This is a genomic window from Rhizobium sp. rho-13.1, from assembly GCF_007000305.1.
GTDB classification, from domain to species: Bacteria; Pseudomonadota; Alphaproteobacteria; order Rhizobiales; family Rhizobiaceae; genus Rhizobium; species Rhizobium rhododendri.
The window spans coordinates 389,540-415,226 of sequence record NZ_SCFL01000001.1 but is presented as its reverse complement, the minus strand read 5'-3'; the positions used below and the strand labels follow the sequence as shown (position 1 = coordinate 415,226).

Sequence of the window (25,687 nt, the reverse complement as noted above, 5' to 3'; positions counted from 1 at the left end):
ATCTTATCTTTGAACCATGGCCGCAGTGTCGTAATGTCGCTGTCATCCCATCCGATGTCGGTGGGTCGCCGTGGCCCGTGATGTCGTTGACATAGCTTCGTTGCAGCCGTTCCTCCTATCTGCAGGTTTTCATGTTTCTCTCCGTCTTCGACGTCTTCAAGATCGGTGTCGGTCCATCGAGTTCGCACACGATGGGACCCATGTCGGCAGCCAACCTGTTTCTCGACCTCCTGCTGTCGAGCGAATGGCCGCGCCCGTCCTCGAATGTCCATGTGGCGCAGATAAAGGTCAGCCTGCACGGCTCGCTGGCTTTTACCGGCATCGGCCACGGCACCGGCCGCGCCGTCGTCCTCGGCCTTACCGGCGAACAGCCGGACACGGTCGATCCGGATCGTATGGACGGCATCATTGCCGAGGTGGAGCGCAGTGGCCAGATATCGCCCCCCGGCCACCCGACCTACGGCTTCCAGCCCAAGACCGACCTGGTGTTTGACAAGAAGACGCCGCTGCCCGGCCATGCCAACGGCATGAGCTTCTCGGCATTCGACAAGGACGACCGGCTGCTCGTCAGGCGCATTTATTATTCCGTCGGCGGCGGCTTCGTTGTGACCGATACGGAACTTGCGCAGATGCGGGCCAATAAAGCGAAGCCCGTTTCCGGCGAAAAGATCCCGTTTCCCTTTGCCAGCGCCAAGCAGATGCTCGAGATGGCCCAACGCTCCGGCCTGTCAATTGCCCAGATGAAGCGCGCCAACGAGGAAACCAAGATGACCACGGCCGAGCTCGATGCCGGGCTCGACAAGCTCTGGGCGGCCATGAGCAGCTGTATCGACCGCGGCCTCAAGGGCGAGGGCATTATGCCCGGCGGGCTCAACGTCCGTCGTCGGGCGCGCACCATCCACACCAAGCTCGAAGAGGAATGGCGGAGCAACCGCATCAATCCGCTGCTCGCCAACGACTGGCTCAGCGTCTACGCGATGGCTGTCAACGAGGAGAATGCGTCCGGCGGCCGCGTCGTCACGGCCCCCACCAACGGTGCTGCCGGCGTCATCCCGGCAACGATCCGCTACTACACCCATTTCCACGACGATGCCGACGAGCGCGGTATCCGCGACTATCTGCTGACGGCAGCGGCCATCGGCGGCATCATCAAGCACAATGCGTCGATTTCCGGCGCCGAGGTGGGCTGTCAGGGCGAGGTGGGGTCGGCAGCGGCGATGGCCGCAGCGGGGCTTGCTGCCGTCATGGGAGGCTCGCCGGAGCAGATCGAGAACGCCGCCGAGATTGCCCTGGAGCACCACCTCGGCATGACCTGCGACCCGATTGCGGGCCTCGTGCAGGTGCCCTGCATCGAGCGCAACGCGCTGGGTGCGGTGAAGGCGGTGACCGCCGCTTCGCTGGCGCTGAAGGGCGATGGGCAGCACTTCGTCCCGCTCGACGCCTGTATCGAGACCATGCGCCAGACAGGCTACGACATGAGCGAGAAATACAAGGAAACCTCCACAGGCGGACTGGCCGTCAACGTGGTCGAGTGCTGAGCTTGTGGATGCCGTCCGGAAAGGCTTGACGCTGCCGGCCAAAAGGATTTGAAACGGCCGCATGGCTTTGCATATGATCAAACTCTGCGTCGGCGCCGATTCTATCGATGACTTGCGCGAATGGGTTGCCGAGAGCTCGCTGACCGCGCTTGCCGCCGGTCTCGAACCGCACAGCGTGCACACGACCCGGATGGTGCCGAAACGCATTGCGGAGCTAGTGGACGGTGGTTCGCTATACTGGGTGATCAAGGGCCAGGTCCAGGCCCGCCAGAAGCTCCTGGATGTCGTCAGCTTTACCGACGGGGAGGGTATTTCGCGCTGCAGGCTTATCCTCGGTCCGGAAGTCATCGAGACCACCAGCCAACCGCGCCGGCCTTTCCAGGGCTGGCGCTACCTAACCGAGGAAGACGTTCCGCGCGACCTGCACAGCCTCGGTGCTGACGTTGCCGAGATGCCCGCGGAGCTTCGCCGCGAACTCATCGAACTCGGTCTTCTCTGAATTAGCGAAGCCGCATCAGCACTGGCGCCTGTCTGTTGATGGTCGAGACATGCAGATGGATGCGTGCTTCGGGCTGCGAATAGCGCCAGGCGCGCGCGCCATGGCACAACAGTACACCGATCAGGTCTTTGGTTTTAGACCGGGAGCGGCCGCGCCCGATTTCGGCGATCCGCATTGCCGCCTCGTGGAGAGGGTGCAGCGCGTAGGCTTTCGGCCTGCCCTTGCCCCCCCCGACCGAGATATCCGGACTGTTCTCGTTCACTGCCATTTTAAATTCCCCGTACACATTACAAATTCAGGGTCGAACGAACATTACGCGTCTATTCGAAGAACCGATGCTGGAACGCGGCATCGGCCAGTACATCGCAAGACGGCCTACTGCAGGCTCGCCCAGCATTTGATACCGGAGCGCTTGAGGACGCTGCAGGCGTTGGTGGCTTCACGCTGGTCTTCGAAGCCGCCGAAGCGGGCGCGGTAGACGAGAGAGTTGCCACTCCCGAAAGCCACCGTGTAGGCCTTTGCAGAGCGCAGCGACTTGCCGCCCTTGCTCTTGGCGCTGTCGAGGAGATCGCTTGCCATCTCCTTGCTGGGAGAAACGCCGACCTGGATTACCCACCCGCGGGGTCCCTTGTCATCCAGTGGATTGGCCTTGGCCGGGCGGGTGGATGCAGTCACGACGCTGTCGACGTCATCGCTGTCGCTGGACGACTGGGCGTAGGCCGGCACGATCGAGGCGACGTCGTTTGGCGGTACATTCTTGTTGTGTGGCTTGGTCGCAACGAGCGGATTGGACGATGTCGGCGTGACTGCGGCGAATGCCGCGACGCTGGACGACGGGTCACGGCCGGACGGCGTGGGCACACTTGCCGGCGGGCGAACATCGCCCATAGCGGCCATACGGGCTGCGGCAGCGGCGACATTCGGTTTCAAAGGCGCCTGTGCCTGGAAGGCCGGACGCTCCGGGGCCACCTGGGCGACCTGCGCCACAGCCTTGCCGGCGTCTGCATGCAGCGATGCCTTTGGCAGATACGTAGCAACGAGCTTGCGCATCTGGTTGTCGCGGGCAGGGGTAGAGGCGCCACCGAGCACGACGCCGACGATAGAGCGACCTTCGAGCTCTGCAGACGTCACCAGATTAAACCCGGCAGCCCGTGTGTAACCCGTCTTGATGCCGTCAACGCCCCGAACCGAACCGACCAGGCGATTGTGATTGGCGATCACGCGCCTGCCAAACGTGAAGGAGCGTGTCGAGAAGTAGCCGTAATACTGGGGAAAATGCTCGCGAAGGGCGATGCCGAGCCGGGCCTGGTCACGCGCCGTGGTCATCTGCGCGGTGTTGGGCAGGCCATTCGGATTGCGGTAGGTCGTGCGCGTCATGCCGAGCGCGCGCGCCTTGTTGTTCATCAGCGCGGCGAATTTCTCCTCGGAGCCGCCGATATATTCGCCAAGCGCCATTGCAGCGTCGTTGGCCGACAGCGTCACGAGCGAGAGGATTCCCTGTTCGACGGTGATCGTGCCGCCGGGACGAACGCCGAGTTTGGTGGGTGCCTGGGCTGAGGCAAGCGCAGAGAAAGGTATCTGGGTGTCAAGCTTGATACGGCCCGATTCAAGCGCTTCGAAGGTGAGATAGAGGGTCATCATCTTGGTCAGAGACGCCGGATAGCGCAGAGAATCAGCATCCTCGCTATAGAGCACGTTGCCCGTCTTCGCATCGACGACGATCCCAGCATATTTTGCAGCGTTTGACGGCGATGCGACGGCAATGACGGAGACCATCATGGCGAAACCGAGGCAAATCTTGGTGACAGACCGACGGGTACGGGACGACGATGCTCTGAAAATTGACCTGGGCACTATTTCACTCTTCACTTGCATTTTAATTCCAACGATCCGGCCGCAACCTCCCCAGAGCGCCCGTTGCGGGCAATAATAGGGGCGTAGCGTTACCAATCGGTTTATGATGAACAGTTCGTTGCGGGATTTGGCTGCTTTTGCGACGTCTCAGGGAAGGGCAGCCGTTGGTGTTGCGGATTGGGTCAGGCGCATTTCCACAAACTGCTGAAGTGCGGCATCAATATGATCCCAGTCGCCCAAAAGGCGGCTGGAAAAGCGGTAGAGAAGACTGAGATCGTTACCGATTTTGACGTCTCTCTGGCAATCTGCGCTGGTGGCTTTGTCAGGCGAAGACGGCAGCAGACAACGGACGACATAGTCCGGCTTGCCGAGCCGCGGTGCTGTCAGCAGGGTCTCGCCGGCATATCCGGCGTCGGACCGAAGCCGATGGGCCGTCAGTCCGTTCGGTCCCGAAAATGGGGCGCCCTCGATCAAATGCGCGTAGATCGGCTCCAGTCGTCCGGACATGTCGCGTGACATCGTCCCTTGCGTCAGCTGCAGGAAGACCAGCGAGGACGAGCGGGAAATATCGTTGAAATTCTGACTGTTGGCGTCGCTGTATCCCTGCATCTCGGGAAACGTCAGATAGAGATCGACACGCTCGGTGACGCCATCGATGCGTTCGCTCGGGAAGCGGATGGTATTTGCCGCCAGCCTCAGGCTGTCTTCGCCGATGGTGATCGCAAAAGTCTGTGTGCTGGTGGTGTGGCCGGCGAGTGAAATCCGTCTGCCGATCCAGTGTCCACCGACGGCAATGGCTATCGTCAGGACGACCAGCAAAGCCAGCAGGAAAAACAATCGCCACGCCACGCCGCCACTCACGAGCGGTAGGTGGTTATCCACGGTAGTATTCGACGGGGAGGCGGCGGCCATGGATCTTGCCTTCGTTTATCCGCCGGCAGCTTTGTGCCCCGGCAACAATACGAATGAGTCTCGATACGACCCAGTTGGCGCCATCATGGTTAACGTCGGGTTAATCGCCGGCTGCATTGGCTGGAAACAAAAAAGAGCCGTTCCCGGGACAGCGGGAACGGCTCGAAGCGCCGGTCAATGACGAGTACGGGGACGGACCGGGCTAGACGGACGACAGCGACGCGCTGGCGACCGGTTATGCAAAAGCTTATTTCACGCTGCCGACGGCAACTGCGCGGCCATCCTGGATCTTGACCCAGCGTGAAGGATTTTCGACCGAAACGCGCTTCAGATATGTGTATTCCGTATCCGACCAGAGCATGACCTTGTTGCGCATGTTGTCGAGAATGAAATCGCCATGGTCGGTGCGCACTGTCAGCACGGCATGGCCTTCGCCGTTTGGCTGCAGAACCACTGTCATCAGCGTGTCCGACGGCGAGAACCCGGCAGCGATGAGCTCCTTGCGCTTCAGCAGCGCGTAGTCCTCGCAATCGCCGGCCCAAGTGGGGATCGCCCATTTTTCCTCGACGCCGTAGAGTTCCATGTCGGTCATCGGCTTGATCGTCGTATTGACGGTGTAGTTGATCTTGAGGATCGTCTTCCAGCGGTCTTCGCTGAGAATTGCAGGACCGGCGTCGCCGCCAGCATAAGCGCACTCGCTCGGATTGTCGCGGCAGAATTCGTAGTGGCCGATCGGCGGAGCAGCATTTCCGGTAATCCCCATGGTCGCCGGTGTCGCCTCAGCAAAGCCAATCAGGCTGAGTGTCATGACGGCGGCCGTGGCGGCTCTGCGCAGCAAGGATGTTATCATTTTTTTCGTCCCCGTTATGGAGACGACATTGCCACAGACGTTTTTACCCCACGCAAAATTACGTAGTCAAATTAAGGACTTAATAGAATAAAACAAAAGACAAACAGTAATAAAACTCGAATAAAAATCGACGCAAATTTGAACGAAAATCGAAATATATGGGAAAAGACGAAGTGACGGCCGAAAGCAGCCCCCAACGCCGGCATCCCACTGATATCTATAGGTTTTACGCCATTGTACCAAAATGCGACTGCCTGAGCGGACTGTGAAAGAAATTGTGCCGATCCAGCACACCTTGTCCCGTTTCAGAACATCCCAGCACGTTTTGTCACCACAACATCCACCTATCTCCGCCTTCAGCCCAGCAGCTGTGCAAAAATTATTTTTCGGAAATGCGTTTTTTTCTCCGCTTAACGCGGAGCTGAGAACTGACAATTCCCCAACGATTGAATTTGTCAGGCGTTCGTAATATCTCGCGCAAATCGTGAATTGGCAAAACATTGGTGCCACGTCAAACTTATGAACGGGTGAGTGCCCTGTCTCATGCAGCCATCCGCGTAATACGGCTGCCGTTTGTTTTCAGCGCTACATCAGCGCAATAAAGGATGTAATAGATTGAACGAAACTAAAGCCGATCCAGCGGCGGGCTCATACCAATCGCCAAAGCGTCATCTTCTGATTGCTGGCACCGGGCGTGCAGGCACCAGTTTTCTGGTGCGCTATCTAACAGAACTCGGGCTCGATACCACTCTCTCGCGCAGCAGAGATGGCCAGGTAATGTGGGACGACACGGCAAATGCCGGCTTGGAAGAAATCGTCAGCGGAACCGGAGAGAACCTGCCCTATGTGGTGAAGTCTCCGTGGATCGGTCAGTATTTTGAACAAATCCTGGCTAACCCGCATATCGCCGTGGACGCAATTTTGATTCCTGTTCGCGATCTCGTGGAAGCTGCGACCAGCCGCACAGTCCTAGAAATGCGGGCGATGCACGAGTCGGCTCCCTGGATGGCAGAGCTGGACCAAAGTTGGGAAGTTTGGGGAACGACACCTGGCGGTGTAGTCTATTCGGTCAATCCCCTCGATCAGGCACGCCTGCTGGCTGTGTCGTTCCACGACTTGATCTGGCGCGCCGCAAGAGCCGAGATACCGATCCATTTTCTAGCTTTCCCGAAAATAATCGAGGACAAGCAATACCTCTTCAGAGCGCTCCAGCCTGTCCTCCCGCCGGAGGTGACGCCAGAGCTCGCATATTCGGCCCACGAGCGAATAGCCGATCCTGCTAAGGTGCGTGTCGGCGGTGAGGAGGGGACCAAACGGGAGACTTCACCGACGCTGCACCGTGGGCCGGCGTCGCTGCGGCATGACGAAGTGGACATGCTTGCGCTGCGGCGCGAACTGGCTCGAGTTCGTGCGGAGCTTTCGCGGGTTTCTGATGAGGCGGGTCGTTCTGCAAGCGAAGCAGCCGGGTTGAAGGGGGGATCCGAAGGTCTGCAGAGCGAAGTGTCCCGCCTCAAGAGCGAAGTGGCCGCGTTGGTGCAAGAATCCGCTCGGCTCTCGAATGAAGCATCCGGATTGCGCGTGCAGGCAGAGCGCGCCGAAAGCAAAGCCGCCAAACTGCAAATTTCGGTTTCCACCGAACAAGCTCGCGCTGAAAAGGCCGAAGCCGATTTCAGAGCTGTCACCGAAAGCCGGACATGGCGCGCCACGGGTCCCGTACGCGCAGCGTTGTCAGCGGCCAAGGGTATCAGCCGCCGGTAAAAAGTTTGGCGCGGGGTTGATTGATAGGGCTTTGTTGACATCAGGTTGACGTCACGAGCGGCTGTCACCCTTATCCTCATCTTTTTCAGGCGTTGAAAACTTCAACGCCTGAATGCGGCGCTAACATATTTATTGCCGCAATTCAGAAGTGTCAGGCCGCTGCCTGTTATTCTGCCGATTTTCTCACGCTTATTGCAATCCTAAGTGTATTTCGCAGGTGGATCCGGATTGGTATTTAAAGAACTGTCTTTTGGTTTTTTAATTGGCTGCCAACTTGAAATTCCAAAGACTAATGACATTATCTGAAACGGTGACCTACGAATCCTTAGCGAAGCAGATGTCAACTTCACGTTGTCGGTACCTGAGCAGAGCCTGCTCCTTAGAATGTAGGTGTTCAAGCGCGGCAAACTATCAGCTGCCGCCTGCGATAACTGAAGGGAAGCCCCTTCTCTAACTTGATTCGGACGCGCATTTGCGGATGAACACAAAGTCATAAGCGGGTTATTTTGACAGGCATGCGCCCCCATTTGAACAGGTCCCGAGGCAAGCCTGCCGCTGACGAAAAAAGCGCGATCGCTACCGCGCGGACGCAGAAGCCGCAACTGCGGTTTCTGACGTGTGGATCGATCGATGGCGGCAAGTCCACACTAATTGGCCGGCTTCTGGACGATGACAGCGTGATTGCACACGAACCTGCGTCCGAAAGTCAAAGCCGTTTGTACACATCTTCCAACAATGAAGACACCGATTTTTCGCCGCTCGCCAATGCGCATGAAGCCAAGGGATCCCTGGTGTCTGACAATGATCCCGGTCATCGGTTCTTTTCAACATCGAAGCGAAAATTTATCGCCTCCGATGCACCGGGTCGCGCTCAATTCACGCGCAACATGGCGGCGGGCGCCTCGACTTCCGATCTGGCGGTCGTCGTTGTCGATGCAAGCCAGGGGATACTGTCCCAGACGCGCCGCCATTCGGTCATCGCCTCGCTGCTCGGCATCAACCACGTCATTCTGGCGGTAAACAAATGCGATCTTGTCGCATTTGATGGCAACGTATTCCGACGTATCGAGGAAGAGTATCGCAGGTTTGTTGCTGAACTCGGTTTCGAGACAATCGAGGCGATCCCTGTTTCGGCGCGCCACGGCGACAACGTCGTGCGGCGATCGAACCGGACACCCTGGTATGTGGGTCCGACCTTGCTGGAGCAGCTCGAGACCGTATCGATCGGGGAGGCAACTGCCGACGCGCCATTTCGTTTCCCGGTGCAGTATGTCAGCCGTTCCGATTTCGATTTGCGCGGCTTTGCCGGCACAGTGGCTTCCGGATCGGTAAAGCAGGGCGACGTCGTCGCCATCGCCAAATCCGGCAAATTGACACGGGTGAAGCGCATCCTCACTGACGAGGGAGATCTTACGCGCGCCATCGAAGGCCAGGCGATCACGATCGTGCTCGAGGACGAGGTAGAGGTATCGCGCGGCAATATGCTTGTGTCGCCCTCCGCGCATCCGCATGTCTCTGACCAGTTCGCCGCCAATCTCGTCTGGTTCGATGAGCAGCCGTTGTTACCCGGTCGATCTTATATCCTGCGGACGGAGGTTGAGCAGGTCAACGCCACGGTGACGGATCTGCAATGCCGCATCAACGTAGACAGCTTTGCCCATGAGGCGACAAAGACGCTTGAGCGCAACGCGCTAGGCGTGGCCAATATTTCGGTACAGTCGCGCATCGCGTTCGACACTTTCGCGGTCAATCGCATCACCGGTGCCTTCGTCCTCGTCGACCGGATGACGAATGCCACCGTGGCTGCAGGAACGATCCTCAATCCGTTGCGGCGCGCTGGGAATATCCAGTGGCAGTCTCTCGATATCGACAAGACGCAGCGCGCGGCGGCAAAGTATCAACAGCCGGTCGTCCTGTGGTTCACTGGCCTGTCCGGTGCGGGCAAGTCGGAAATTGCCAATTTGCTCGAAAAAAAGCTGCATTTTGCCGGCTACCATACCTATCTCCTGGATGGCGACAACGTGCGTCATGGGCTCAACCGCGATCTGGGATTTACGGACGAGGACCGGGTCGAGAATATCCGGCGTGTTGCCGAGGTCGCGCGGCTGATGGCCGATGCTGGCCTCATCGTCCTGGTGTCGTTTATTTCTCCATTTCGTGCAGAGCGACAGATGGCGCGGGAGATGTTGCAGCCAGGCGAATTTGTCGAGGTTTTCGTCGATACGCCATTCGAAGAGTGTGCCCGCCGCGATCCAAAAGGTCTCTATGCCAAGGCGCTAAATGGGATGCTCAAGAACTTCACGGGCATCGATTCCCCCTACGAAGCCCCGGAAAAACCCGAGGTCCGCTTGGAGACCGTCGGAAGGTCGCCGGAGGAAACGATGGCCGCGCTGGAGAAAAGGCTTCGTGGGCTTGGGTTTCTGGTCTAACGCGCAATTTCATTCAACAGGATTGAAGACGATGGCCGCGGACGCGACGGTCGGGTACGTATAGAGCAGGGTATCTTTCGTCGCCCGCCACAGAGATATCCGATAAATCGATAGACAAGGCTTTGCAGAATGAGTGTTGAACAGGAAGAACTGGCGGACGACATTCATGAGCGCGTAACGGAGTTGTCCGAGCAGGGCAATGACCTGCTTGATGCCGGCAACGAGACAGGTGCGATCCGGTGCTGGCAGTCGGCCATCCGTTTGCTACCGGAGCCGCACCACAAATGGGATGCGGCGCTTTGGCTCTATGCTTCTATAGGCGACGCCCAAAGGCAGCAAGGCGATATGGAGTCCGCGCTCTCCTCCTTCCAGCGGGCGGCAGCGAGCAGCGATGGCCATGCCAACGGCTTTGTTCAGTTAGGCATAGGCACATGCCTTTACGATCTTGGGCATCAGGAGGAGAGCACCGACCCGCTCTTGCGCGCCTACATGGCCGAGGGCGAGGAGATCTTCGAGGAATCCGATGCGAAGTATCTGAACTACCTGCGCATGCGGAAGCTGGTATCTTGACTGCTTGCCGTGCCGCATTGGCGTCTTCGAAGCGCAAATTGATGACCAAACTGGCCAGAGGACAGCGCTCGGGATAGCTCGACTGGCTGTGAGGGTGTGGGGCAAACCATCTCGACAATGCCTCTGATTGAACATCGGCGAAGTGGCGGCCGCGCCCGATTGTGATGATGTCTAAGCTGTATCCCCCTGCCGCCGCACGGCGAGACTTCCGAGGCCAATTGCCACGGTTCATTAGCAGTTTGGCCATTTTATCCATGTCCTGAAGGGCCGGGCTGGTGAATTGCCGGCCGTCCGCTCTCGTCTCTCTCGTCCGTCATGCGGGCAGGGCGTCCTACGCGAAAGCTTACCAAGGCGTCTCGCCGCTTGCTTCAACGAAGCGGCCGGAGACCGCATCTCCACCTAGCAGCGCGTATTTGACCGGCAGCTTCGCGCCCTCCTGGGGCGTCATGAAGCCGTTGCCCCCGGTCAGGTCGGTCTTCACAAAGCCGGGGCTAACCGAGTTGATGACATGGGGCGTGTCGCGCAGTTCCTCGGCAAGCTGCACAGTCAGCATGTTCAGCGCCGCCTTGGAGGCATTGTAGCCGATCAGCCGGGCTGAATAGTAGGGCGAGGCTGGATCGCCGTTGAGCGCGAGCGAACCTAGCGAGCTGGATAGGTTCACAATACGGGCGGCCGACGACAGGCGCAGTAGCGGCAGCATCGCCTGCGTCACAGCCAACGTGCCGACGAAGTTGGTGTCCATGGTTCGCCGCGCGGCCTCCGCTGAGCCGCTGGTCGGCGGCCCGTCCTCGGCATCGACGATGCCGGCGTTGTTCACGAGGATATCGAGCCGACCATATTCGGCGCGAATAGTTTCGGCCGCCGCAGCGATGCCCGCATGATCGTTGAGGTCGAGGGTAACGGATCGAACCGACAGGCCAGCTTCCAATAGCCCGCTCACGGCCGAGCTGGCGCGATCGGGATCGCGAGCGCCGATGATAACGGTGACACCCGCTTGAGCAAGTTGGCGAGCAATTTCCAGTCCGATGCCTTTGTTCGCGCCGGTGACGAGCGCGATGCGGGAAGTGTCGGCCATGTGTTCAGTCCTTGTGGTGTTCGTTTTGGTGGCACTCCAATGTATAAAAAATCGATTGGTTTGAGGATTCGCTTATGGCTTCGGCGCGGCCGTCCCACCTAAACCCCCGGAAAATGCCGCGTCAGGCACGAGCGACGGTGACGCTGGACGTCATGTTCGAGGCGACCATTCGGGTTTTGGTGAGCGATGGACCGCACCGATTGACGACCACGCGCGTCGCGCAGCGGGCGGGCGTGTCGGTGGGCACGCTGTACCAGTATTTCCCGCACAAGCAGGCGCTGTTCTATGCGCTCAACGAACGCTATCTCGACGCACTGGCGGCCAAAATAGAGGCTGCGTGCCTGGTGCAGCACGGCGCTGCCATCAAGCGGATGGTCGAGGCGCTGGTGACGACCTACTGGCACGCCAAGACGGAGCGGCCGGAGGTGACACGCGCGCTCTATCGCTCCGTTGTGGAGATTGACAACGAGGCGCTGATCGCAGCCTTCGCCACCCGTGTCGATGCCGCGACCGCTGCGATGTTAGGAACCGCTTCCGATGCGACCTTTGCCGAGCTGTCGACCGTCAACCTGACGCTGCTAGCCACCGTTTTCGGCACGGTCCGCAACGTGTTCGAGCGCAACTTGCCTCCAGACGAGGAACGCGCCGTCCAAGGTCAGCTCATGATGATGTGCAACGCCTATTTGGAAGCGGCTCGATCGCCGCCTTAACGCCGTCACCGCCAAGGCAACTTTCCCGACTGCGGACCGGGAGCGAGAAAGCCGCCGCGTTCCTCATACACGCGACCGAGCGCAACTTCGGCTTCCCCCCAAATCTTCGCGGGGAGACAGAGAAACGGGAAAGATCGCGCTGAACAAATGGCCGCTTTCGGCGGCTCGAAATGCTCATTTAAGCGTCCGTCTGGGGGCGCTTGCTGCCGATCCGAGGGTTCTCATAAGCCATGTATGACATCCTCACATATCGCCTCTGTGGCTCTATCGGCGGTGGTCGAGGATCTATCGCGAAGAATGTCGCACCATGGCGTAAAGTCGGCGAAATGGCGGGCCCCGCGCGATGATGAAGAGCACTACGTCTACGCTATAGCCCTCTAATGCCGCATCTGGCCGATGATGATATCATCGCCGTCAGGAATGGACCGCTGCTCGCGCAACTTGATGCACCATTCGAAAGCGCTCCCACACGGTAGGGGCTTTCAGGTTCGCGCAACCATTACTGCGTTACGGTCGCGACGCCCATTTGCGAGAGCAGTGTCAGATTGTCCTCAATGTGCCAGTTGTCCGTAATCCGCCCATCGGTCACCTTGAGCAGATCGGTCGCGATGAAGTCGATCGCCTGTCCTTGGCCCTTCACTGTGCCGAAGGTGCCGGTGAAATGACCTCTGAACTCCATATGAACCGTAACAAACTCATCTGTGACGATCATTTTCTTCACCTCGACGCGGAGATCGGGGACCGCTGAGCGGAATTTTTTCGAGGCGAACGCCGGGCCTTCCGGTCCTTGGGGACGGCCGGGCGGCAGCGTGCGGTCGGTGAAGGTCGACGCAATCGCTGCCTTGAGGGCGGCTTCGTCGCCGGTGTTCCAGAATTGATAGAAGGTTTTCGCTGCCGTCACTGTCGCCTGGTTTTGTTCGTTCGAGACGGTCCTTCCAACGGTGAGATCGTCGATCTTCAGCTCCGCGGCATCGACTGGCACCGAGAGCAGCATTCCGAGGATGGCGGCTGCGACTGGAAATTTGCGCATGACATTTTCTCTTTCAGGGGTTGGCGGCATTGTCGTCCCCGCGACACACGCGTTCGTCGAGGATAGCGGTCGGCGCAGTGGTGAAGCGGTCGTGTTTCCGAGTTGGGGCGAGCACCGCTTGTCTCAGGCGATGGTGGCGCCACCATCGACTGTGACCGTGGTACCGGTGGCGAAGGGATTGGTCGCGACGAACAGGATCGCCTGCGCGATGTCCTCCGGCTGGCCGACGCGACGCACGGGCAGCCGTTCGGCCGTGCGGGCGAACATGGCTGCGCGGTCGGCCTTTTCCATGCCGCCCCAGAGCGGCGTGTCGATCAGGCCGGGCGACACTGTGTTGACCCGGACCGGGGCCCGTTCCGGTCGCGGCAAAAGCTTCGGCCGTCGCGGCACCAATCCCGCCGGTGGCGCCGACGACGAGGACGCGTTTATCTTTCAGGGAGAGAGTCATGGTCAAATCCTTTCGTTCGGGATCAGGCGGCTGAGCGGGGCAACCCGCTGACGGCCAGCGCCGAGGTCATAAATGGGAGTGATCGCGCGGTGCTCGGCTGCCCATGTCGCGATCTCATCCTTGCGAGCGAACCACACGGCGGGCTTCGATCGGGCATTGCCGGGAGCGGAGATCGCGAACGCGGCGATTGCGGCAAGGCCGCTACCGAGAAGCGTTCGATTGGTGGTGAGAATGGCTACATTCGTCATGAGCCAGATATGGACTATCGTGCCATAGATGATAATGTTATTTATAGACGATTGTTTGTCGACTTTGGATTGATAATTGATGCTCGACGACCTCAACGAGCTAAAGACGTTTCGCGCTATCCTGGCGGAGGGCAGCCTGACGGCTGCAGCATTGCGCCTTGGCGTCACGCTGGCCGTGGTCAGCAAGCGGCTCGGGACACTCGAAAGCCGCGTCGGCGTTCGGCTGATACATCGTACCACCCGGTCACTGAGCGCGACAGACGAAGGCGCTCGGCTGCTGGCCGATGTTGTGCGGGCTCTCGAAACCCTGGAGGCGGCGGAAGGCCGATTGGCTGGCGGTCGCAACGAGCCGGTCGGAACCTTGCGCGTCAGTGCGCCGATCGCTTTCGGCCGGCGCTTCGTGGCGCCGGCCCTTGGACGACTTGCCGAGCGCTACCCCGGCCTTACCGTCGCGCTGGAACTCGACGACCGTGTGGTCGATATCGTAGGCGACGGCTTTGATGTCGCGATCCGCATCGGCGCCCTCGCTGACAGTTCGGCCATGATGCGAAAGCTCGCCGACAATCGGCGCATCCTGGTTGCGGCGCCCGCTTATCTCGATCGCGTTGGCCGGCCGCTCACGCCGGGCGATTCAAAGGCGCACGCTTTCCTGCGCTATGGCGCCGCCAGCGAACCCTGGTACCTGCACGGGCCCGATGGCGCCACAGCAAATATTGCGGCCCATGCACGGCTACGCGCCGATGACGGCGATGTCGTGCACGGCTGGGCGCGGGACGGCCTTGGCATCATGTTGAAATCGGAAGTCGATATTGCCGGGGACCTCACCACAGGCCTGCTTGAGCGTGTACTGCCAGGTTGGGATGGTGGCGAAGCGCCGATCGTTGCCCTCTATCCAAGCGCTCGGTATTTGCCACTCAAAACACGCGTCCTGCTCGACGGGCTTGCGGATTACATCGACACCACGATTGATTCGGATCGGCAACAGTCGATCGCCGGCGAAGGCGTTTCATGGCGTGAAAAGGGCGGCGATCTGCGATAAGCCGGTCGCAGACACGGCTGCCTCGGCAAAGTGGCGGGCGACGCCCGATGACGATGGCACTATGTCTACGCTATAGCACTATGATGCCCTTTGGGCAGTCGGGAGGGAGGGTCATGGCGTTCGCGATCAAGGCTGAGGTTGGCGATCCACGGGCTAAAAGTTTCTCGTTCACCGCACAGAAAACGATGTACGGCGGCAAACAGATCGTCAAAGGTGACGTAGTTTTCGTATTCGCGAGCGAGAACGAGGGCGGACGAGGCCTTTGCGCGCGTGGCATCGTGACTTATGCCGAGGCGATTGCAAAGAAGCGCGGCGTCGCCCGGCAAACGCCGCGCGTGAGCCTCACCATTAGATGCACCGCGCTCGTAAAAAGGCCGCTGGGGCGGAGCGAGCTAAAGCCTCTCAATGAATGGAATGATGGCCAGCCGGGAACCGAGCAAAATTTTAAACTCTATCGTCAGGCGACGAACAAGGTAGTCGGTATCTCGGACGAAGCGGCGGCGTTTCTTGACGAGCACTTTTGATTTGCGCGTCGGCGAGATGACATGATGATCCCATTCGCAGCAATCGCAGTTTGTCGCACAATCTGCGGCGAAATGGCGGAAGAGGTGGGATTCGAACCCACGGTACGGTTTCCCGCACGCCGGTTTTCAAGACCGGTTCCTTAAACCGCTCGGACACTCTTCCAAGTATTTGATATTGAAGCGGTTTCTTCTTCAATACCGTCGACCGGGATGATTAGTTGCGGCACAGTTTGCAACTAATTCGGTTTTCGACTTGCGCTTATAGCTTCTTGCAACGCGGCGTCAACCTTTTCGGCGGTGCAAGCATCCTCGCCACATTGATCTAAGCCAACATCGTTGGCTGGTCGAGGCTCGTTCGTCAGTCTTTACGGAGATAGCTCCTGCCACCGGTATCTGTGGTGCAGAAGTGGCCGCCTTTTGGGCCGGTGCAATAGGTTGCGGATCGGCAGGAGCAGTCGCTCGAAGCTGCCGGCGACATTTCTTCCTGTTGGGCACCGGCGATGCCGAGTGCTCCCGTGCCCGTTCCCATGGTGGCTGAGCATGACTTCTTGCTGGCACTCACCGACCCGTCATTGCAGATGAATGTGCTGCCCTCGCAATGGTCGATGCCACCTTTCTTGCCGCTGCAGGGAGAATTGGCGAACGCAGTGGTGGAAACCGCCAGTGAGCCGGCCAGGATGATCGAAAACAGACGCATGTAGCTTCCCCGGGATAAAACCGTACGGCTAGGGGACGAACCTGACCTGGGGGTTGAGATTCGATCCGTAGGGACAGCGCAGTCACGCAACGGGTTGATACTTTTCCCGGCCGTCAGCGTTGGCGCGGGGTTGCCTGGTTCCGTTTACTGCTGGTTAACCATGATCGTTACAATTGTTCCTTTTAGGCCACTGGGACCGGCTAATTTGACATCATGCAAACATGATTAAAGTCCCGTTAGGTGATTGGGGCGTAGGTCGGAATTGGAGTTGGAGACCCGTCGTCTCATCCACCCTCTTCTGTTCCACCTTGTTCAGTATCGCGTATCGGTTTGGCAGACATGACGTTCGAGAATGTTTCGGTATCATACAGGAGAGGCCTGCGTTGGGCGGCTCTCTCGGCCGTGTGTGCAGCCGTTTCCGCCTGCGGCACGACGCATGCTCCGCCTCTGAAGACCAAGCATGGCAAGGAATATTTTTCTGAAGCCGAATATGGCGTCAAGGCCAGCCCGCGCGTCGTCACCAGTGGCAAGATCCCGAGCGGCGGCGGACGCTTCATGGTCGGCAATCCCTATCAGGTGAAGGGTGCGTGGTATTATCCGAAGGAAGACTACAGGTATAACAAGGTCGGTATCGCGTCCTGGTACGGTTCCGCATTTCACGGCCGATTGACGGCCAATGGCGAGGTCTATGACCAGCTGAGCCTGTCTGCAGCCCATCCGACTTTTCCGCTGCCTAGCTATGCGCGGGTTACCAATGTCGAGAACGGTTCGTCGGTCATCGTGCGTGTCAACGATCGTGGGCCGTATCATCCCGGTCGCATCATCGACCTTTCGAACAAGAGCGCCGACCTCCTCGATCTTCGCGACAGCGGGACCGGCGCGGTGCGGGTGCAATATGTCGGTCGTGCGCCGCTCGAGGGTCACGACATGCCTTATCTGATGGCCTCCTACGTGCCGAAAGGCAGCCGCGTGCCTGGCATCAATCCCGGCAGCCAGTTCGGCAGCGGCCTGATGGTCGCATCGAATGGCAAGATGACCGCCGACCAGTTGCCGGACTATGTGCAGACGCCGCTGCGCCAGCCGACCCGCCACCCGACATCGGGCGTGCCGGTGCCCGTGGCTGCTCCCATGGCATCGACTGCCTATGCCGGATCGAGCCCGACATCGCCGGCCTTCAAGCAGCAGCAGCCACAGATGAACTGGGGCGCACCGGAGCCGGCGGCCCAGGGTATCCTCGTGTCGCTGCCGCAGATCGGGCCCGTTCCCTACGAGCGGCCGAATTCCCGCCAGGGTTTTGCCGCGCTGACGCCGGCGTCGTCGCTTGCCGTCGCCTATGGGGAGCCTGACAGGGCGGCGCCTCGGGCGCTGGCGTTCGATGCCGTTATGGTCCGCAACGATGGCCTGACGCAGAAATCGATACTGGCTTCGTATCATCGGCAGATGGCTGCCGCGCAGGTCGATTGAGGGTGGCAATTGCCTTCACCCCGGGCCGCGCGTAATTTGAATGCAGGCAAGCGGGAAGGGGACTATCGATGCTGAAATGCCTTTTCGCTGCAGTCGTGCTGTTTTCCACAAATGCGGTCGCGCAAGCGCCACCGCCCGCCTTCGACACCAAGGCCGGGCAGGCTTTTATGATAGAGGCCTCTACCGGAACCGTTCTGCTGGCCAAGAACGAGGACAAGCCGTTTTCACCGGCGTCGCTGGCCAAGCTGATGACGCTGGACGTGGTTTTCGATGCCCTGACCCGCGGCGAGGTCAGCCTCGACACCACCTATCCCGTATCCGAAAATGCCTGGCGCAGGGGCGGTGCACCGTCGCGGGCGTCTACTATGTTTGCAGCGCTGAAATCTCGCGTACGGATCGGCGACCTCGTTCAGGGCGTGGCGATCCAGCAGGCCAATGACGCCTGCATCGTGCTTGCCGAAGGCATGTCCGTCAGCGAGGCGGAGTTTGCCCGCAGGATGACCCAGCATGCGCGCGAGATCGGCATGCCGAAGGCGCAGTTCGGCAATGCGACAGGACTTCCCGATGCCGACAGCAAGGTTTCCGCCCGCGAACTGGTAACGCTGGCGCGCGACCTGCAGTCAAAGTATCCGGACCTCTACAAATCCTTCGCGCAGCCCGACTTTACCTGGAACAAGATTTTCCAGCGGAACCGCAATCCGTTGCTGCCGCTGACCATGGGCGTCGATGGACTGGGAACCGGCTTTGCGGAGGGCGAGGGGTTTTCGATCGTCTCCTCCGTGACGCGTGACGGTCGGCGTCTATTTCTGGCCATGGGCGGGCTCGGCTCCGACAAGGAGCGCACCGAGGAAGCCAAGCGTGTGCTCGAATGGGGCCTGAGCAATTTCAGGAGCCAGCGTGTCTTCGATGAGGGCGAAGTGATCGGCACGGCCAGCGTCTACGGCGGCGCCAGGGCATCGGTCGGGCTTGTCGCCAAGACAGGCGTGGATGTCTACGTGCCTGTCAACAATCCCGATCGGCTGACGGCCCGCGTCATCTACCGCTGGCCGCTGGCCGCGCCTGTTGCAAGCGGACAGCCGGCGGGGATTTTGAAAGTGTTTTCTGGCACCCGCGTCGTCAGGGAGGTTCCGCTGTTCACCGACGGCGATGTCGCGCAGGGCGGTCTCGGGCGCCGGGCGCTCGATGCTCTCGTCGAGCTATCGGAAACGCTCTTGTTTTCCTGGCTCTGGGAAACGCCGACGCCGGCTTGAGAGAGCTTCGGGCAAATCACCGTACAACATTGCAAACTCTCGGCCAGAAGGTTTCGCCCGGCATCGTCTTGCGTTAAACAGGCGCCAACGGCCGATGGCAGTGCCTATCTGACTGCCGAATTGAATGCGAGATCGCAGGATGCGAGCAATTGTCGAACGGAACCGGTTTGTTCATAAGCTTTGAAGGCGGGGAGGGTGCCGGTAAATCGACGCAAATCCGTTTGCTCGCCGAAGCCCTGACGGCGAGCGGTCGCGATGTGCTGGTCACCCGCGAGCCCGGCGGGCCGCCCGGTGCGGAGGCGGTGCGCCACGTGCTGCTCTCCGGGGCTGCCGAGCCTTTCGGGACGCGCATGGAGGCCATCCTGTTTGCTGCGGCCCGCAACGATCATGTCGAGGAGGTCATCCGCCCGGCTCTGGCGCAAGGGAAAATCGTTCTCTGCGACCGGTTCATGGATTCATCGCGCGTCTACCAGGGCGTAACGGGCAATCTGGAGCCGGATTTCATCGAGGCGCTGCAACGGATCGCCGTCGACGGCGTCGTGCCGGACTGCACCCTGATCCTCGACCTGCCCGCCAGCGTCGGCCTCGAGCGTGCACACAGGCGCGGAGCCGCGACCACGGCCGAGCCGGATCGCTTTGAAAAGGAAGAGATGGAAACCCATGAAAAGCGCCGGGAAGCGTTTCTCGATATTGCTGCCGGCGATCCGCAACGCTGCCATGTCATCGACGCCCTGCATGCACCCGAAGAGATCGCGGCCCGCATCCTTGCCATTGTCAGCCAGCGGCTTGCATCGCATGACGGGCAGGCGGGGCCCAGGCCGGAGACCGCACAATGAGCGACGAACGGCCCGGCGTGCTGGACGGCGCCATTGCTCCGATGGAAAATACCAGGCTTTTCGGCCATGCGGAGGCAGATGCGTTCCTGGCCCAGTCCTATCGTTCCGGCAAGGGCCACCATGCCATCCTGATCGAGGGGCCGGAGGGCATCGGCAAGGCGACGCTGGCCTTCCGCTTTGCCAATCATGTGCTGTCGCATCCCGATCCGCTGATGGCGCCGGGCGAGATCGCCGATCCCGATGCGGCCTCTGTCGTCAGCCATGCCATCGCTTCAGGCGCGTCTCACAACCTTCTCTATCTGGCGCGCCCTGTCGACGAGAAGACCGGCAAGGTGAAATCGGCAATCACCGTCGACGAGGTCAGGAGGGCCGGTAAATTCTTCTCGCAGACGTCGGGCACCGGCAACTGGCGCATCGTTATCATCGACCCCGCCGACGACATGAACCGCAGCGCTGCAAACGCCCTCCTGAAAATACTCGAGGAGCCGCCTAAGCGGGCGCTGTTCCTGGTGCTGTCGCACGCGCCCGGCAAGCTTCTGCCGACCATACGCTCGCGATGCCTGCCATTGCGCCTGTCACCGCTTAGTGATGAAGCGCTGGCAGCGGCTTTGTCCAATCTCGACATCGCCGCCGATGCCAACCTTTTGCGCGATGCCAAGGGGAGCGTCAGCGAGGCGCTGAAGCTCATCAACTACGGTGGCGCGGACATTGTCGCGGCCTACCGCCAGGTGGTGGCTTCCGACGGGCCTGCAGCGCGCAAGGCGATGCACAAGCTCGCGGACGTGCTGTCGGGCCGGGAGAGCGAAACGATCTTCGATTTCTTCGTCTCCCAGATCGAGGACGACATCATGGCACGGGCGCGCCAGGCGGCACTCGAAGGCCGGGTGGTGGACGCCGAGCGGATGTCGCGGCTTCATTCTGACGTCACCGAACGGCTGATAGTGTCGCAGGCCTACAATCTCGATCGCAAGCAGACCATATTAACCGTGCTGGGCGATCTCAAACAGCAGCTGTAGTCGCCTCCTGCCGGGTCGATCGACGCTGGCGCCAAACTTCAAGGTTTCGCTGCGGTGCGACTTGCGATAATAGCGACGCAGCTTCTTCAAACATAACAAGACGGGCTCGATGCCGCCGATGAAAGACACTTCCCCATTCTACATCACAACCGCGATCGCCTATCCCAACGGCCGGCCGCATATCGGCCATGCCTATGAGCTGATCGCCACGGATGCGCTGGCCCGCTACCAGCGGCTGGACGGGCGCGAGGTGTTTTTTCTCACCGGCACCGACGAGCACGGCCAGAAGATGCAGCAGACAGCAAAGCTCGAGGGGATTGCCCCGGAGGCGCTGGCATTGCGAAACTCGGACGAGTTCCGTGCGATGGGCAAGCTGCTGAATTCATCGAACGACGACTTCATCCGCACGACGGAAGAGCGTCACCACCAGACTTCGCGCGACATCTGGAACCGGATGGCCGAGAATGGCGACATCTACAAGGATTCCTACGCCGGCTGGTATTCCGTGCGCGACGAGGCCTATTACCAGGAAAACGAAACCGAGAAGCGCGCCGACGGTTTGCGCTACGGGCCGCAGGGAACGGTCGTCGAATGGGTGCAGGAGGAAAGCTATTTCTTCCGCCTGTCGCAGTACCAGGACAAGCTGCTGGCGCTCTACGAAAGCGATCCCGATTTCATAGGCCCCTCCGAGCGCCGCAACGAGGTGATGTCCTTCGTCAAATCGGGGCTGCGCGACCTGTCGATCTCGCGCACCACCTTCGACTGGGGCATCAAGGTGCCGAACGATCCCGCACATGTCATGTATGTCTGGGTCGATGCGCTCACCAACTACCTGACCGCGACAGGCTATCTGGAAGACCCTAACGGCCCGCGCGCAAAATTCTGGCCGGCCGACGTGCATGTGATCGGCAAGGACATCATACGCTTCCACGCCGTCTACTGGCCGGCGTTCCTGATGTCGGCCGGGTTGCCGCTGCCGAAGCGGATCTTTGCCCATGGCTTCGTGCTTGCCAAGGGTGGAGAGAAGATGTCGAAGTCGCTCGGCAATGTGCTCGATCCGTTCGAGCTAATTGCCCATTTCGGCCTCGACCCGATCCGCTATTTCCTGATGCGCGAAATCTCGTTCGGGCAAGACGGCAATTGCAGCGAAGACGCCATCGGCACACGCATCAACGCCGATCTTGCCAACGGCATCGGTAACCTCGCCAGCCGTTCGCTGTCGATGATCGTCAAGAATTGCGACGGAAAAATTCCGGAATTTGGGCCTCTGAGAGATGAGGACAAGGCGATGCTGGCGCAAGTCGATGCCCTGGCCGATATCACCCGCGACGAGATGGGCAAGCAGATGATCCACCGGGCACTGGCGGCCATCATCGCCGTCGTGTCTGAAACCGACCGGTACTTTGCCGGCCAGGAGCCCTGGGCGCTGAAGAAGACCGATTTTGTCCGTATGGGAACAGTCCTTTACGTGACCGCCGAGGTGGTTCGCCAGATTGCGATCCTGCTGCAGCCGTTCGTGCCGGATTCGGCAGTCAAGCTGCTGGACCTCGTAGCAGCGCCTGCGGACAAACGTGATTTTGCGGCGCTGGGCGAGGCGGGTCGTCTCGTGCCGGGCACCCCGCTGGAGGCACCGAAGCCGGTATTCCCGCGCTACGTGGCGCCGGAGGCTTAGGACGAAATGCTGGTCGATACCCACTGCCACCTCGATTTTGCCGATTTCGCCGATGAGCGCGATGCCATCGTGGCGCGTGCCCACGCATCCGGCGTCGGCCAGATGGTGACGATCTCGACGCGGGTCGCCAAGCTGGACAGCCTGCTGGCGATCACCGACGCCTATCCGTCGGTGTTTTGCTCCGTCGGCACGCACCCGAACAATGCCGACGAGGAGCTCAACATCGAGGTCGAGGATCTCGTTCGGCTGTCGCGCCATCCGAAGGTGGTGGCCATCGGCGAGGCCGGGCTCGACTATTTCTACGACACCGTGAAGCCTGAAGATCAGCGCACCGGCTTTCTCCGACATATCGCTGCGGCGCGCGAAACCGGCCTGCCGCTTGTCATCCACAGTCGCAGCGCCGACGACGACATGGCTGAAATCCTGACCGAGGAAACAGGGAAGGGCGCCTTCCCCTTCATCCTGCACTGTTTCTCGGCGGGTGCCGATCTGGCAGCCACGGGCGTCGCGCTCGGCGGCTATATCTCGTTCTCCGGCATCCTGACTTTCCCCAAATCCGAGGAACTGCGCGCAGTGGCCAGGACCGTCCCGCATGACCGGCTTCTGGTCGAGACCGATGCGCCATACCTTGCGCCAAAACGCTGGCGCGGCAAGCGCAACGAGCCGTCCTACGTCGTCAACACGGCTGAAGTGCTGGCCGAGACCATCGGCGTCAGCAGTGCGGAAGTAGCGGCGCTGACGACCGAGAATGCATTCAGGATTTTTTCGAAGATGCCGAGGATCTGACGGCGTGACCTACAGGCGGCGGTTCACCATTCTCGGCTGCTCATCGTCTCCGGGCGTTCCGCGCATCACCGGCGACTGGGGCGCCTGCGACCCTACCAATCCCAAGAACAGGCGCAGCCGGGCGGCATTGCTGATCGAACAGTTTGCAGCCGATGGTGGCGTCACCACCGTCGTTGTCGACACCGGTCCCGACTTTCGCGAGCAGATGGTCCGCGCCAGGGTCGAGGCAATCGACGCGGTGCTTTACACCCACGCACACGCCGACCATATCCATGGCATCGACGACCTGCGCGGCTATTTCCACATCGACAACCAGCGCATTCCGATCCACGCCGACAGGGTCACCATGGACCGCATACGGCAAGGTTTTGGCTATTGCCTGGAAACACCGGCCGGCAGCAATTACCCGCCGATCGTCGCGCCCGTCATCATTGAGGATATGCAGGCGTTCGTAATCGACGGCGCCGGCGGCCCGATCCATGTCCAGTCGCATCTGCAGCAACACGGAGACATCCAGTCGCTCGGCTTTCGCATCGGCGACGTCGCATATTGCAGCGACGTCAGCGATTTCCCGCCAGCATCCATCCAGGCTCTCGCAAACCTCGACGTGCTGATCATCGACGCGCTCCAGTACCGGTTCCATCCAAGCCATCTGTCGCTGGAGCAATCGCTCGACTGGATCAGCCGCCTGAAGCCACAGCGCGCCATCCTGACCCACATGCACACACCGCTCGACTACGCCACCGTTCTCAGAGAAACACCAGCCAACGTCGAACCGGCCTACGACCAGATGAGCTTCGAGTTCGAGATCGACACGCCGGAGTAGCCGTGGATCTGCGATGGGTGCGGGGTTTGGTAGTATGTGGCTATCCACATCAGTTCCATAATCTATCTTATCCAACTTTTGTATTTAGCGGGGTGGGTTCAAGGATGAAGTGCGACTTGCAATAGATAACAATGGTTTATCGCTTGTAAGGAATGGGACATGAAACGCACCTACTCGCAGCTCGACATGGCCGAACGCCAGGATATTGCGCAAAGGACCCCTGCCCGTTGTTGCCAGCGTGGCCATGGGCGGCGACTGAGATGTGAGATTTAGCGCGGGATCAACGTCCGCCGCCTGGCCGGCTCTCGGCGTAGCTTCGGTAAGCCCGCGTCACACTTTTCTCCGTAGCAGAACTTGAAAAGCCCGGCCGCTTGGAGGCGGTCGGGCTTTTTGGTTTTGGGGGGTCAGACCCGGTGGTGGGTTGTTATTTCTTGACCAAAGCTTCCATTGGAACTGGCTCGGAGATCGTCCAGTTGCCGACGACGCCGGGCTTGCCGTTCTTGGTTTCGACGATCAGGTAGCGCGCCTTGTTCTGGTGGTGCAGTTCGGCGGTGAAGGTGCGCGGTCCAAAGAGCGTCGGCTCGTCCTTCATCTTCTCGAGTTCGGCAACCACCGCGTCGGCATCGGTCGTGCCTGCGCGCTGGACGGCCTTGGCCCAGACGTCGATCATCGAATAGCCGGGATAGACATACTGGCTGGAAGGATCCGTGCCGGTCTTCTTCTTATAGACGGCATTGAATTTCTGCACATCGGGATTTGGGTCGTCGCCGTAGATGGACCCCTGAACCGGCGTGTAGAAGTTCGAAAGGTCCGGCACGGCCGACAGCCAGTAGCTGCCATCGACGCCGGAGCCGTTGAGGATCATCGAGTTGATACCGGCGGCGCGGATCTGCTTGATCGCCGAGACGGCGCCCGGCATCATCGTGCAGAGCATGATGGCGTCAGGCTCCTTGGGGAGCGACTTGATGCGGGTGATCTGGGCGGCGATCGAGGCATCTTCGTTCTTGAAGGTATCCTGGCCCACGAGCTTGGCGCCCTGGGCTTCGAGCTTCGGCATCATCCAGTCGAAGCCGTCGCAGATGCCCTTGTTGTATTCCGTCCAGGTGTCGAGCAGGCGGTAGAAGGTCTGGGCCTTCTTTTCCTTGAAGGCCCATTCGGCCATCGTCGCGCCCTGCACCGCTGCCAGCACGGAAGCCGAGAAGCTGTGCTTGCCGACGCCCTGGATACCGGCTTTGACCGATTCCGCGCAAAGGAAGAACGACACCAGTCCGGCATCTTCGGCGGCCAGCGCTGCCGGTGCCCCGAAATCGTAGTCGCAGGAAACGACCACCAGACTTGCGCCCTGGTCGATGACCGACAGGCCGGCCTTGGCGCCTTCTGCACGGTCGGATTTCGTGTCGGCCGATACGACTTCGATCTTCTTGCCGAGCAGGCCGCCGGCAGCGTTGATCTCGTCGATGCGGATCATCGCGGCATCGGTTGCGGGCTTGTCGTAAGCCTGCATGAAGCCGGATGCGGCCGTCGCAAAGCCGACAACGATCTTGCTGTCGTCGGCCATGGCCGGAACTGCGGCCGCGGCGAATGCCGTGGCCAGAACTGCTGCAAATAGTCTTCTTACGTATTCCATTAGCTGCTCCTTTATTGCCTGACGATTGT

At 60.2% G+C, this 25,687-nt stretch carries 24 protein-coding genes, 1 tRNA gene and 1 pseudogene; 15 read left to right on the top strand and 11 right to left on the bottom strand.

Features of this window, described 5'->3' with window-relative positions; all coding sequences use genetic code 11:
• Window positions 1-131 precede the first annotated feature (131 nt).
• Complete coding sequence (locus EQW76_RS02240; protein WP_142822748.1) at window positions 132-1,538, top strand: L-serine ammonia-lyase; 1,407 nt, start codon at window positions 132-134, stop codon at window positions 1,536-1,538.
• Between the two features lie 61 nt (window positions 1,539-1,599).
• Entirely contained in the window at window positions 1,600-2,037 is a 438-nt protein-coding gene (locus EQW76_RS02235; RefSeq protein ID WP_142822747.1) for a DUF1489 family protein, read from the top strand.
• A 1-nt stretch (window position 2,038) separates the two neighbouring features.
• Here EQW76_RS02235 and EQW76_RS02230 read toward each other — a convergent pair whose 3' ends face one another.
• The 4 genes from EQW76_RS02230 to EQW76_RS02215 form a co-directional block, all read right to left on the bottom strand.
• Window positions 2,039-2,305: a hypothetical protein gene (locus EQW76_RS02230; protein WP_142822746.1), complete on the bottom strand. Its 267-nt coding sequence runs from the start codon at window positions 2,303-2,305 to the stop codon at window positions 2,039-2,041.
• Window positions 2,306-2,412: 107 nt separating this feature from the next.
• On the bottom strand, window positions 2,413-3,912 hold the full coding sequence (locus EQW76_RS02225) for a D-alanyl-D-alanine carboxypeptidase (protein ID WP_142822745.1): 1,500 nt from the start codon (window positions 3,910-3,912) through the stop codon (window positions 2,413-2,415).
• Between the two features lie 126 nt (window positions 3,913-4,038).
• The gene (locus tag EQW76_RS02220) at window positions 4,039-4,803 is read right to left on the bottom strand and encodes a hypothetical protein (protein WP_142822744.1); all 765 of its coding nucleotides are present in this window, start codon (window positions 4,801-4,803) and stop codon (window positions 4,039-4,041) included.
• Window positions 4,804-5,050: 247 nt separating this feature from the next.
• The gene (locus EQW76_RS02215) at window positions 5,051-5,653 is read right to left on the bottom strand and encodes a transglutaminase-like cysteine peptidase (RefSeq protein ID WP_111221947.1); all 603 of its coding nucleotides are present in this window, start codon (window positions 5,651-5,653) and stop codon (window positions 5,051-5,053) included.
• 615 nt (window positions 5,654-6,268) lie between these two features.
• Here EQW76_RS02215 and EQW76_RS02210 point away from each other — a divergent pair.
• The 3 genes from EQW76_RS02210 (at window position 6,269) to EQW76_RS02200 (ending at window position 10,410) form a co-directional block, all read left to right on the top strand.
• Window positions 6,269-7,411 (top strand): hypothetical protein, encoded by a 1,143-nt coding sequence (locus tag EQW76_RS02210; RefSeq protein WP_142822743.1) that lies wholly within the window; start codon window positions 6,269-6,271, stop codon window positions 7,409-7,411.
• A 515-nt stretch (window positions 7,412-7,926) separates the two neighbouring features.
• Window positions 7,927-9,840, top strand: a complete 1,914-nt coding sequence (cysC, locus tag EQW76_RS02205) for an adenylyl-sulfate kinase (RefSeq protein ID WP_142822742.1) — start codon at window positions 7,927-7,929, stop codon at window positions 9,838-9,840.
• 129 nt (window positions 9,841-9,969) lie between these two features.
• The gene (locus EQW76_RS02200; protein ID WP_142822741.1) at window positions 9,970-10,410 is read left to right on the top strand and encodes a tetratricopeptide repeat protein; all 441 of its coding nucleotides are present in this window, start codon (window positions 9,970-9,972) and stop codon (window positions 10,408-10,410) included.
• Between the two features lie 343 nt (window positions 10,411-10,753).
• Here EQW76_RS02200 and EQW76_RS02195 read toward each other — a convergent pair whose 3' ends face one another.
• Window positions 10,754-11,485 (bottom strand): SDR family oxidoreductase, encoded by a 732-nt coding sequence (locus tag EQW76_RS02195; RefSeq protein WP_142822740.1) that lies wholly within the window; start codon window positions 11,483-11,485, stop codon window positions 10,754-10,756.
• Between the two features lie 137 nt (window positions 11,486-11,622).
• Here EQW76_RS02195 and EQW76_RS02190 point away from each other — a divergent pair, with 137 nt between their 5' ends.
• On the top strand, window positions 11,623-12,195 hold the full coding sequence (locus EQW76_RS02190) for a TetR/AcrR family transcriptional regulator (protein ID WP_244616914.1): 573 nt from the start codon (window positions 11,623-11,625) through the stop codon (window positions 12,193-12,195).
• A 499-nt stretch (window positions 12,196-12,694) separates the two neighbouring features.
• Here the strand turns inward: EQW76_RS02190 and EQW76_RS02185 are convergent, their stop codons facing one another.
• The 3 genes and pseudogenes from EQW76_RS02185 to EQW76_RS02170 all read right to left on the bottom strand — a co-directional run bounded on the left by EQW76_RS02185 (window position 12,695) and on the right by EQW76_RS02170 (window position 13,921).
• Window positions 12,695-13,225 (bottom strand): ester cyclase, encoded by a 531-nt coding sequence (locus EQW76_RS02185; RefSeq protein ID WP_202617103.1) that lies wholly within the window; start codon window positions 13,223-13,225, stop codon window positions 12,695-12,697.
• 123 nt (window positions 13,226-13,348) lie between these two features.
• Window positions 13,349-13,582: pseudogene (locus EQW76_RS02180) on the bottom strand (SDR family oxidoreductase); the annotation flags it as partial.
• 93 nt (window positions 13,583-13,675) lie between these two features.
• The gene (locus EQW76_RS02170; protein ID WP_142822737.1) at window positions 13,676-13,921 is read right to left on the bottom strand and encodes a hypothetical protein; all 246 of its coding nucleotides are present in this window, start codon (window positions 13,919-13,921) and stop codon (window positions 13,676-13,678) included.
• A 79-nt stretch (window positions 13,922-14,000) separates the two neighbouring features.
• Here EQW76_RS02170 and EQW76_RS02165 point away from each other — a divergent pair, with 79 nt between their 5' ends.
• The gene (locus EQW76_RS02165; protein WP_142822736.1) at window positions 14,001-14,960 is read left to right on the top strand and encodes a LysR family transcriptional regulator; all 960 of its coding nucleotides are present in this window, start codon (window positions 14,001-14,003) and stop codon (window positions 14,958-14,960) included.
• Window positions 14,961-15,073: 113 nt separating this feature from the next.
• Window positions 15,074-15,484, top strand: a complete 411-nt coding sequence (locus EQW76_RS02160) for a hypothetical protein (RefSeq protein ID WP_142822735.1) — start codon at window positions 15,074-15,076, stop codon at window positions 15,482-15,484.
• 73 nt (window positions 15,485-15,557) lie between these two features.
• Here the strand turns inward: EQW76_RS02160 and EQW76_RS02155 are convergent.
• Both EQW76_RS02155 and EQW76_RS02150 read right to left on the bottom strand, forming a co-directional pair.
• Window positions 15,558-15,647: transfer RNA gene (locus tag EQW76_RS02155), tRNA-Ser, on the bottom strand.
• Between the two features lie 195 nt (window positions 15,648-15,842).
• Window positions 15,843-16,181: a hypothetical protein gene (locus EQW76_RS02150; protein WP_142822734.1), complete on the bottom strand. Its 339-nt coding sequence runs from the start codon at window positions 16,179-16,181 to the stop codon at window positions 15,843-15,845.
• Between the two features lie 339 nt (window positions 16,182-16,520).
• Between EQW76_RS02150 and EQW76_RS02145 the strand changes: the two genes are divergently transcribed.
• The 7 genes from EQW76_RS02145 to EQW76_RS02115 all read left to right on the top strand — a co-directional run bounded on the left by EQW76_RS02145 (window position 16,521) and on the right by EQW76_RS02115 (window position 24,031).
• Window positions 16,521-17,645 (top strand): septal ring lytic transglycosylase RlpA family protein, encoded by a 1,125-nt coding sequence (locus EQW76_RS02145; protein ID WP_142822733.1) that lies wholly within the window; start codon window positions 16,521-16,523, stop codon window positions 17,643-17,645.
• 68 nt (window positions 17,646-17,713) lie between these two features.
• Window positions 17,714-18,895 carry a D-alanyl-D-alanine carboxypeptidase family protein gene (locus EQW76_RS02140; protein WP_142822732.1) on the top strand — a complete coding sequence of 394 codons (1,182 nt, stop codon included), beginning with the start codon at window positions 17,714-17,716 and terminating at the stop codon, window positions 18,893-18,895.
• A gap of 149 nt (window positions 18,896-19,044) precedes the next feature.
• A complete protein-coding gene (tmk, locus tag EQW76_RS02135; protein ID WP_142822731.1) occupies window positions 19,045-19,731 on the top strand; it encodes a dTMP kinase in 687 nt (228 codons plus the stop codon).
• Window positions 19,728-20,747 (top strand): DNA polymerase III subunit delta', encoded by a 1,020-nt coding sequence (locus tag EQW76_RS02130; protein WP_142822730.1) that lies wholly within the window; start codon window positions 19,728-19,730, stop codon window positions 20,745-20,747. Before tmk ends, EQW76_RS02130 begins: the two co-directional genes overlap by 4 nt.
• 118 nt (window positions 20,748-20,865) lie before the next feature.
• Window positions 20,866-22,419 carry a methionine--tRNA ligase gene (gene metG / locus EQW76_RS02125; protein WP_142822729.1) on the top strand — a complete coding sequence of 518 codons (1,554 nt, stop codon included), beginning with the start codon at window positions 20,866-20,868 and terminating at the stop codon, window positions 22,417-22,419.
• Between the two features lie 6 nt (window positions 22,420-22,425).
• Entirely contained in the window at window positions 22,426-23,205 is a 780-nt protein-coding gene (locus EQW76_RS02120; protein ID WP_142822728.1) for a TatD family hydrolase, read from the top strand.
• A 4-nt stretch (window positions 23,206-23,209) separates the two neighbouring features.
• Window positions 23,210-24,031, top strand: coding sequence for an MBL fold metallo-hydrolase (locus tag EQW76_RS02115; RefSeq protein ID WP_142822727.1), 822 nt, complete (start codon window positions 23,210-23,212; stop codon window positions 24,029-24,031).
• 424 nt (window positions 24,032-24,455) lie between these two features.
• On the opposite strand, the gene EQW76_RS02110 is transcribed toward EQW76_RS02115, so the two are convergent.
• The gene (locus tag EQW76_RS02110; RefSeq protein WP_142822726.1) at window positions 24,456-25,658 is read right to left on the bottom strand and encodes an ABC transporter substrate-binding protein; all 1,203 of its coding nucleotides are present in this window, start codon (window positions 25,656-25,658) and stop codon (window positions 24,456-24,458) included.
• Window positions 25,659-25,687 lie beyond the last annotated feature (29 nt).

What these genes read in the sequence shown, in the direction of transcription:
- EQW76_RS02235 (WP_142822747.1), top strand. Translation starts at nt 1,600, where the DNA reads ATGGCTTTGCATATGATCAAACTCTGCGTCGGCGCCGATTCTATCGAT.
- EQW76_RS02195 (WP_142822740.1), bottom strand. Translation starts at nt 11,485, where the DNA reads ATGGCCGACACTTCCCGCATCGCGCTCGTCACCGGCGCGAACAAAGGC.
- EQW76_RS02170 (WP_142822737.1), bottom strand. Translation starts at nt 13,921, where the DNA reads ATGACGAATGTAGCCATTCTCACCACCAATCGAACGCTTCTCGGTAGC.
- metG (WP_142822729.1), top strand. Translation starts at nt 20,866, where the DNA reads ATGAAAGACACTTCCCCATTCTACATCACAACCGCGATCGCCTATCCC.
- EQW76_RS02150 (WP_142822734.1), bottom strand. Translation starts at nt 16,181, where the DNA reads ATGCGTCTGTTTTCGATCATCCTGGCCGGCTCACTGGCGGTTTCCACC.
- cysC (WP_142822742.1), top strand. Translation starts at nt 7,927, where the DNA reads ATGCGCCCCCATTTGAACAGGTCCCGAGGCAAGCCTGCCGCTGACGAA.
- EQW76_RS02240 (WP_142822748.1), top strand. Translation starts at nt 132, where the DNA reads ATGTTTCTCTCCGTCTTCGACGTCTTCAAGATCGGTGTCGGTCCATCG.
- EQW76_RS02220 (WP_142822744.1), bottom strand. Translation starts at nt 4,803, where the DNA reads ATGGCCGCCGCCTCCCCGTCGAATACTACCGTGGATAACCACCTACCG.
- EQW76_RS02200 (WP_142822741.1), top strand. Translation starts at nt 9,970, where the DNA reads ATGAGTGTTGAACAGGAAGAACTGGCGGACGACATTCATGAGCGCGTA.
- EQW76_RS02185 (WP_202617103.1), bottom strand. Translation starts at nt 13,225, where the DNA reads ATGCGCAAATTTCCAGTCGCAGCCGCCATCCTCGGAATGCTGCTCTCG.
- EQW76_RS02120 (WP_142822728.1), top strand. Translation starts at nt 22,426, where the DNA reads ATGCTGGTCGATACCCACTGCCACCTCGATTTTGCCGATTTCGCCGAT.
- EQW76_RS02165 (WP_142822736.1), top strand. Translation starts at nt 14,001, where the DNA reads ATGCTCGACGACCTCAACGAGCTAAAGACGTTTCGCGCTATCCTGGCG.
- EQW76_RS02140 (WP_142822732.1), top strand. Translation starts at nt 17,714, where the DNA reads ATGCTGAAATGCCTTTTCGCTGCAGTCGTGCTGTTTTCCACAAATGCG.
- EQW76_RS02160 (WP_142822735.1), top strand. Translation starts at nt 15,074, where the DNA reads ATGGCGTTCGCGATCAAGGCTGAGGTTGGCGATCCACGGGCTAAAAGT.
- EQW76_RS02145 (WP_142822733.1), top strand. Translation starts at nt 16,521, where the DNA reads ATGACGTTCGAGAATGTTTCGGTATCATACAGGAGAGGCCTGCGTTGG.
- EQW76_RS02225 (WP_142822745.1), bottom strand. Translation starts at nt 3,912, where the DNA reads ATGCAAGTGAAGAGTGAAATAGTGCCCAGGTCAATTTTCAGAGCATCG.
- EQW76_RS02230 (WP_142822746.1), bottom strand. Translation starts at nt 2,305, where the DNA reads ATGGCAGTGAACGAGAACAGTCCGGATATCTCGGTCGGGGGGGGCAAG.
- EQW76_RS02130 (WP_142822730.1), top strand. Translation starts at nt 19,728, where the DNA reads ATGAGCGACGAACGGCCCGGCGTGCTGGACGGCGCCATTGCTCCGATG.
- EQW76_RS02215 (WP_111221947.1), bottom strand. Translation starts at nt 5,653, where the DNA reads ATGATAACATCCTTGCTGCGCAGAGCCGCCACGGCCGCCGTCATGACA.
- EQW76_RS02110 (WP_142822726.1), bottom strand. Translation starts at nt 25,658, where the DNA reads ATGGAATACGTAAGAAGACTATTTGCAGCAGTTCTGGCCACGGCATTC.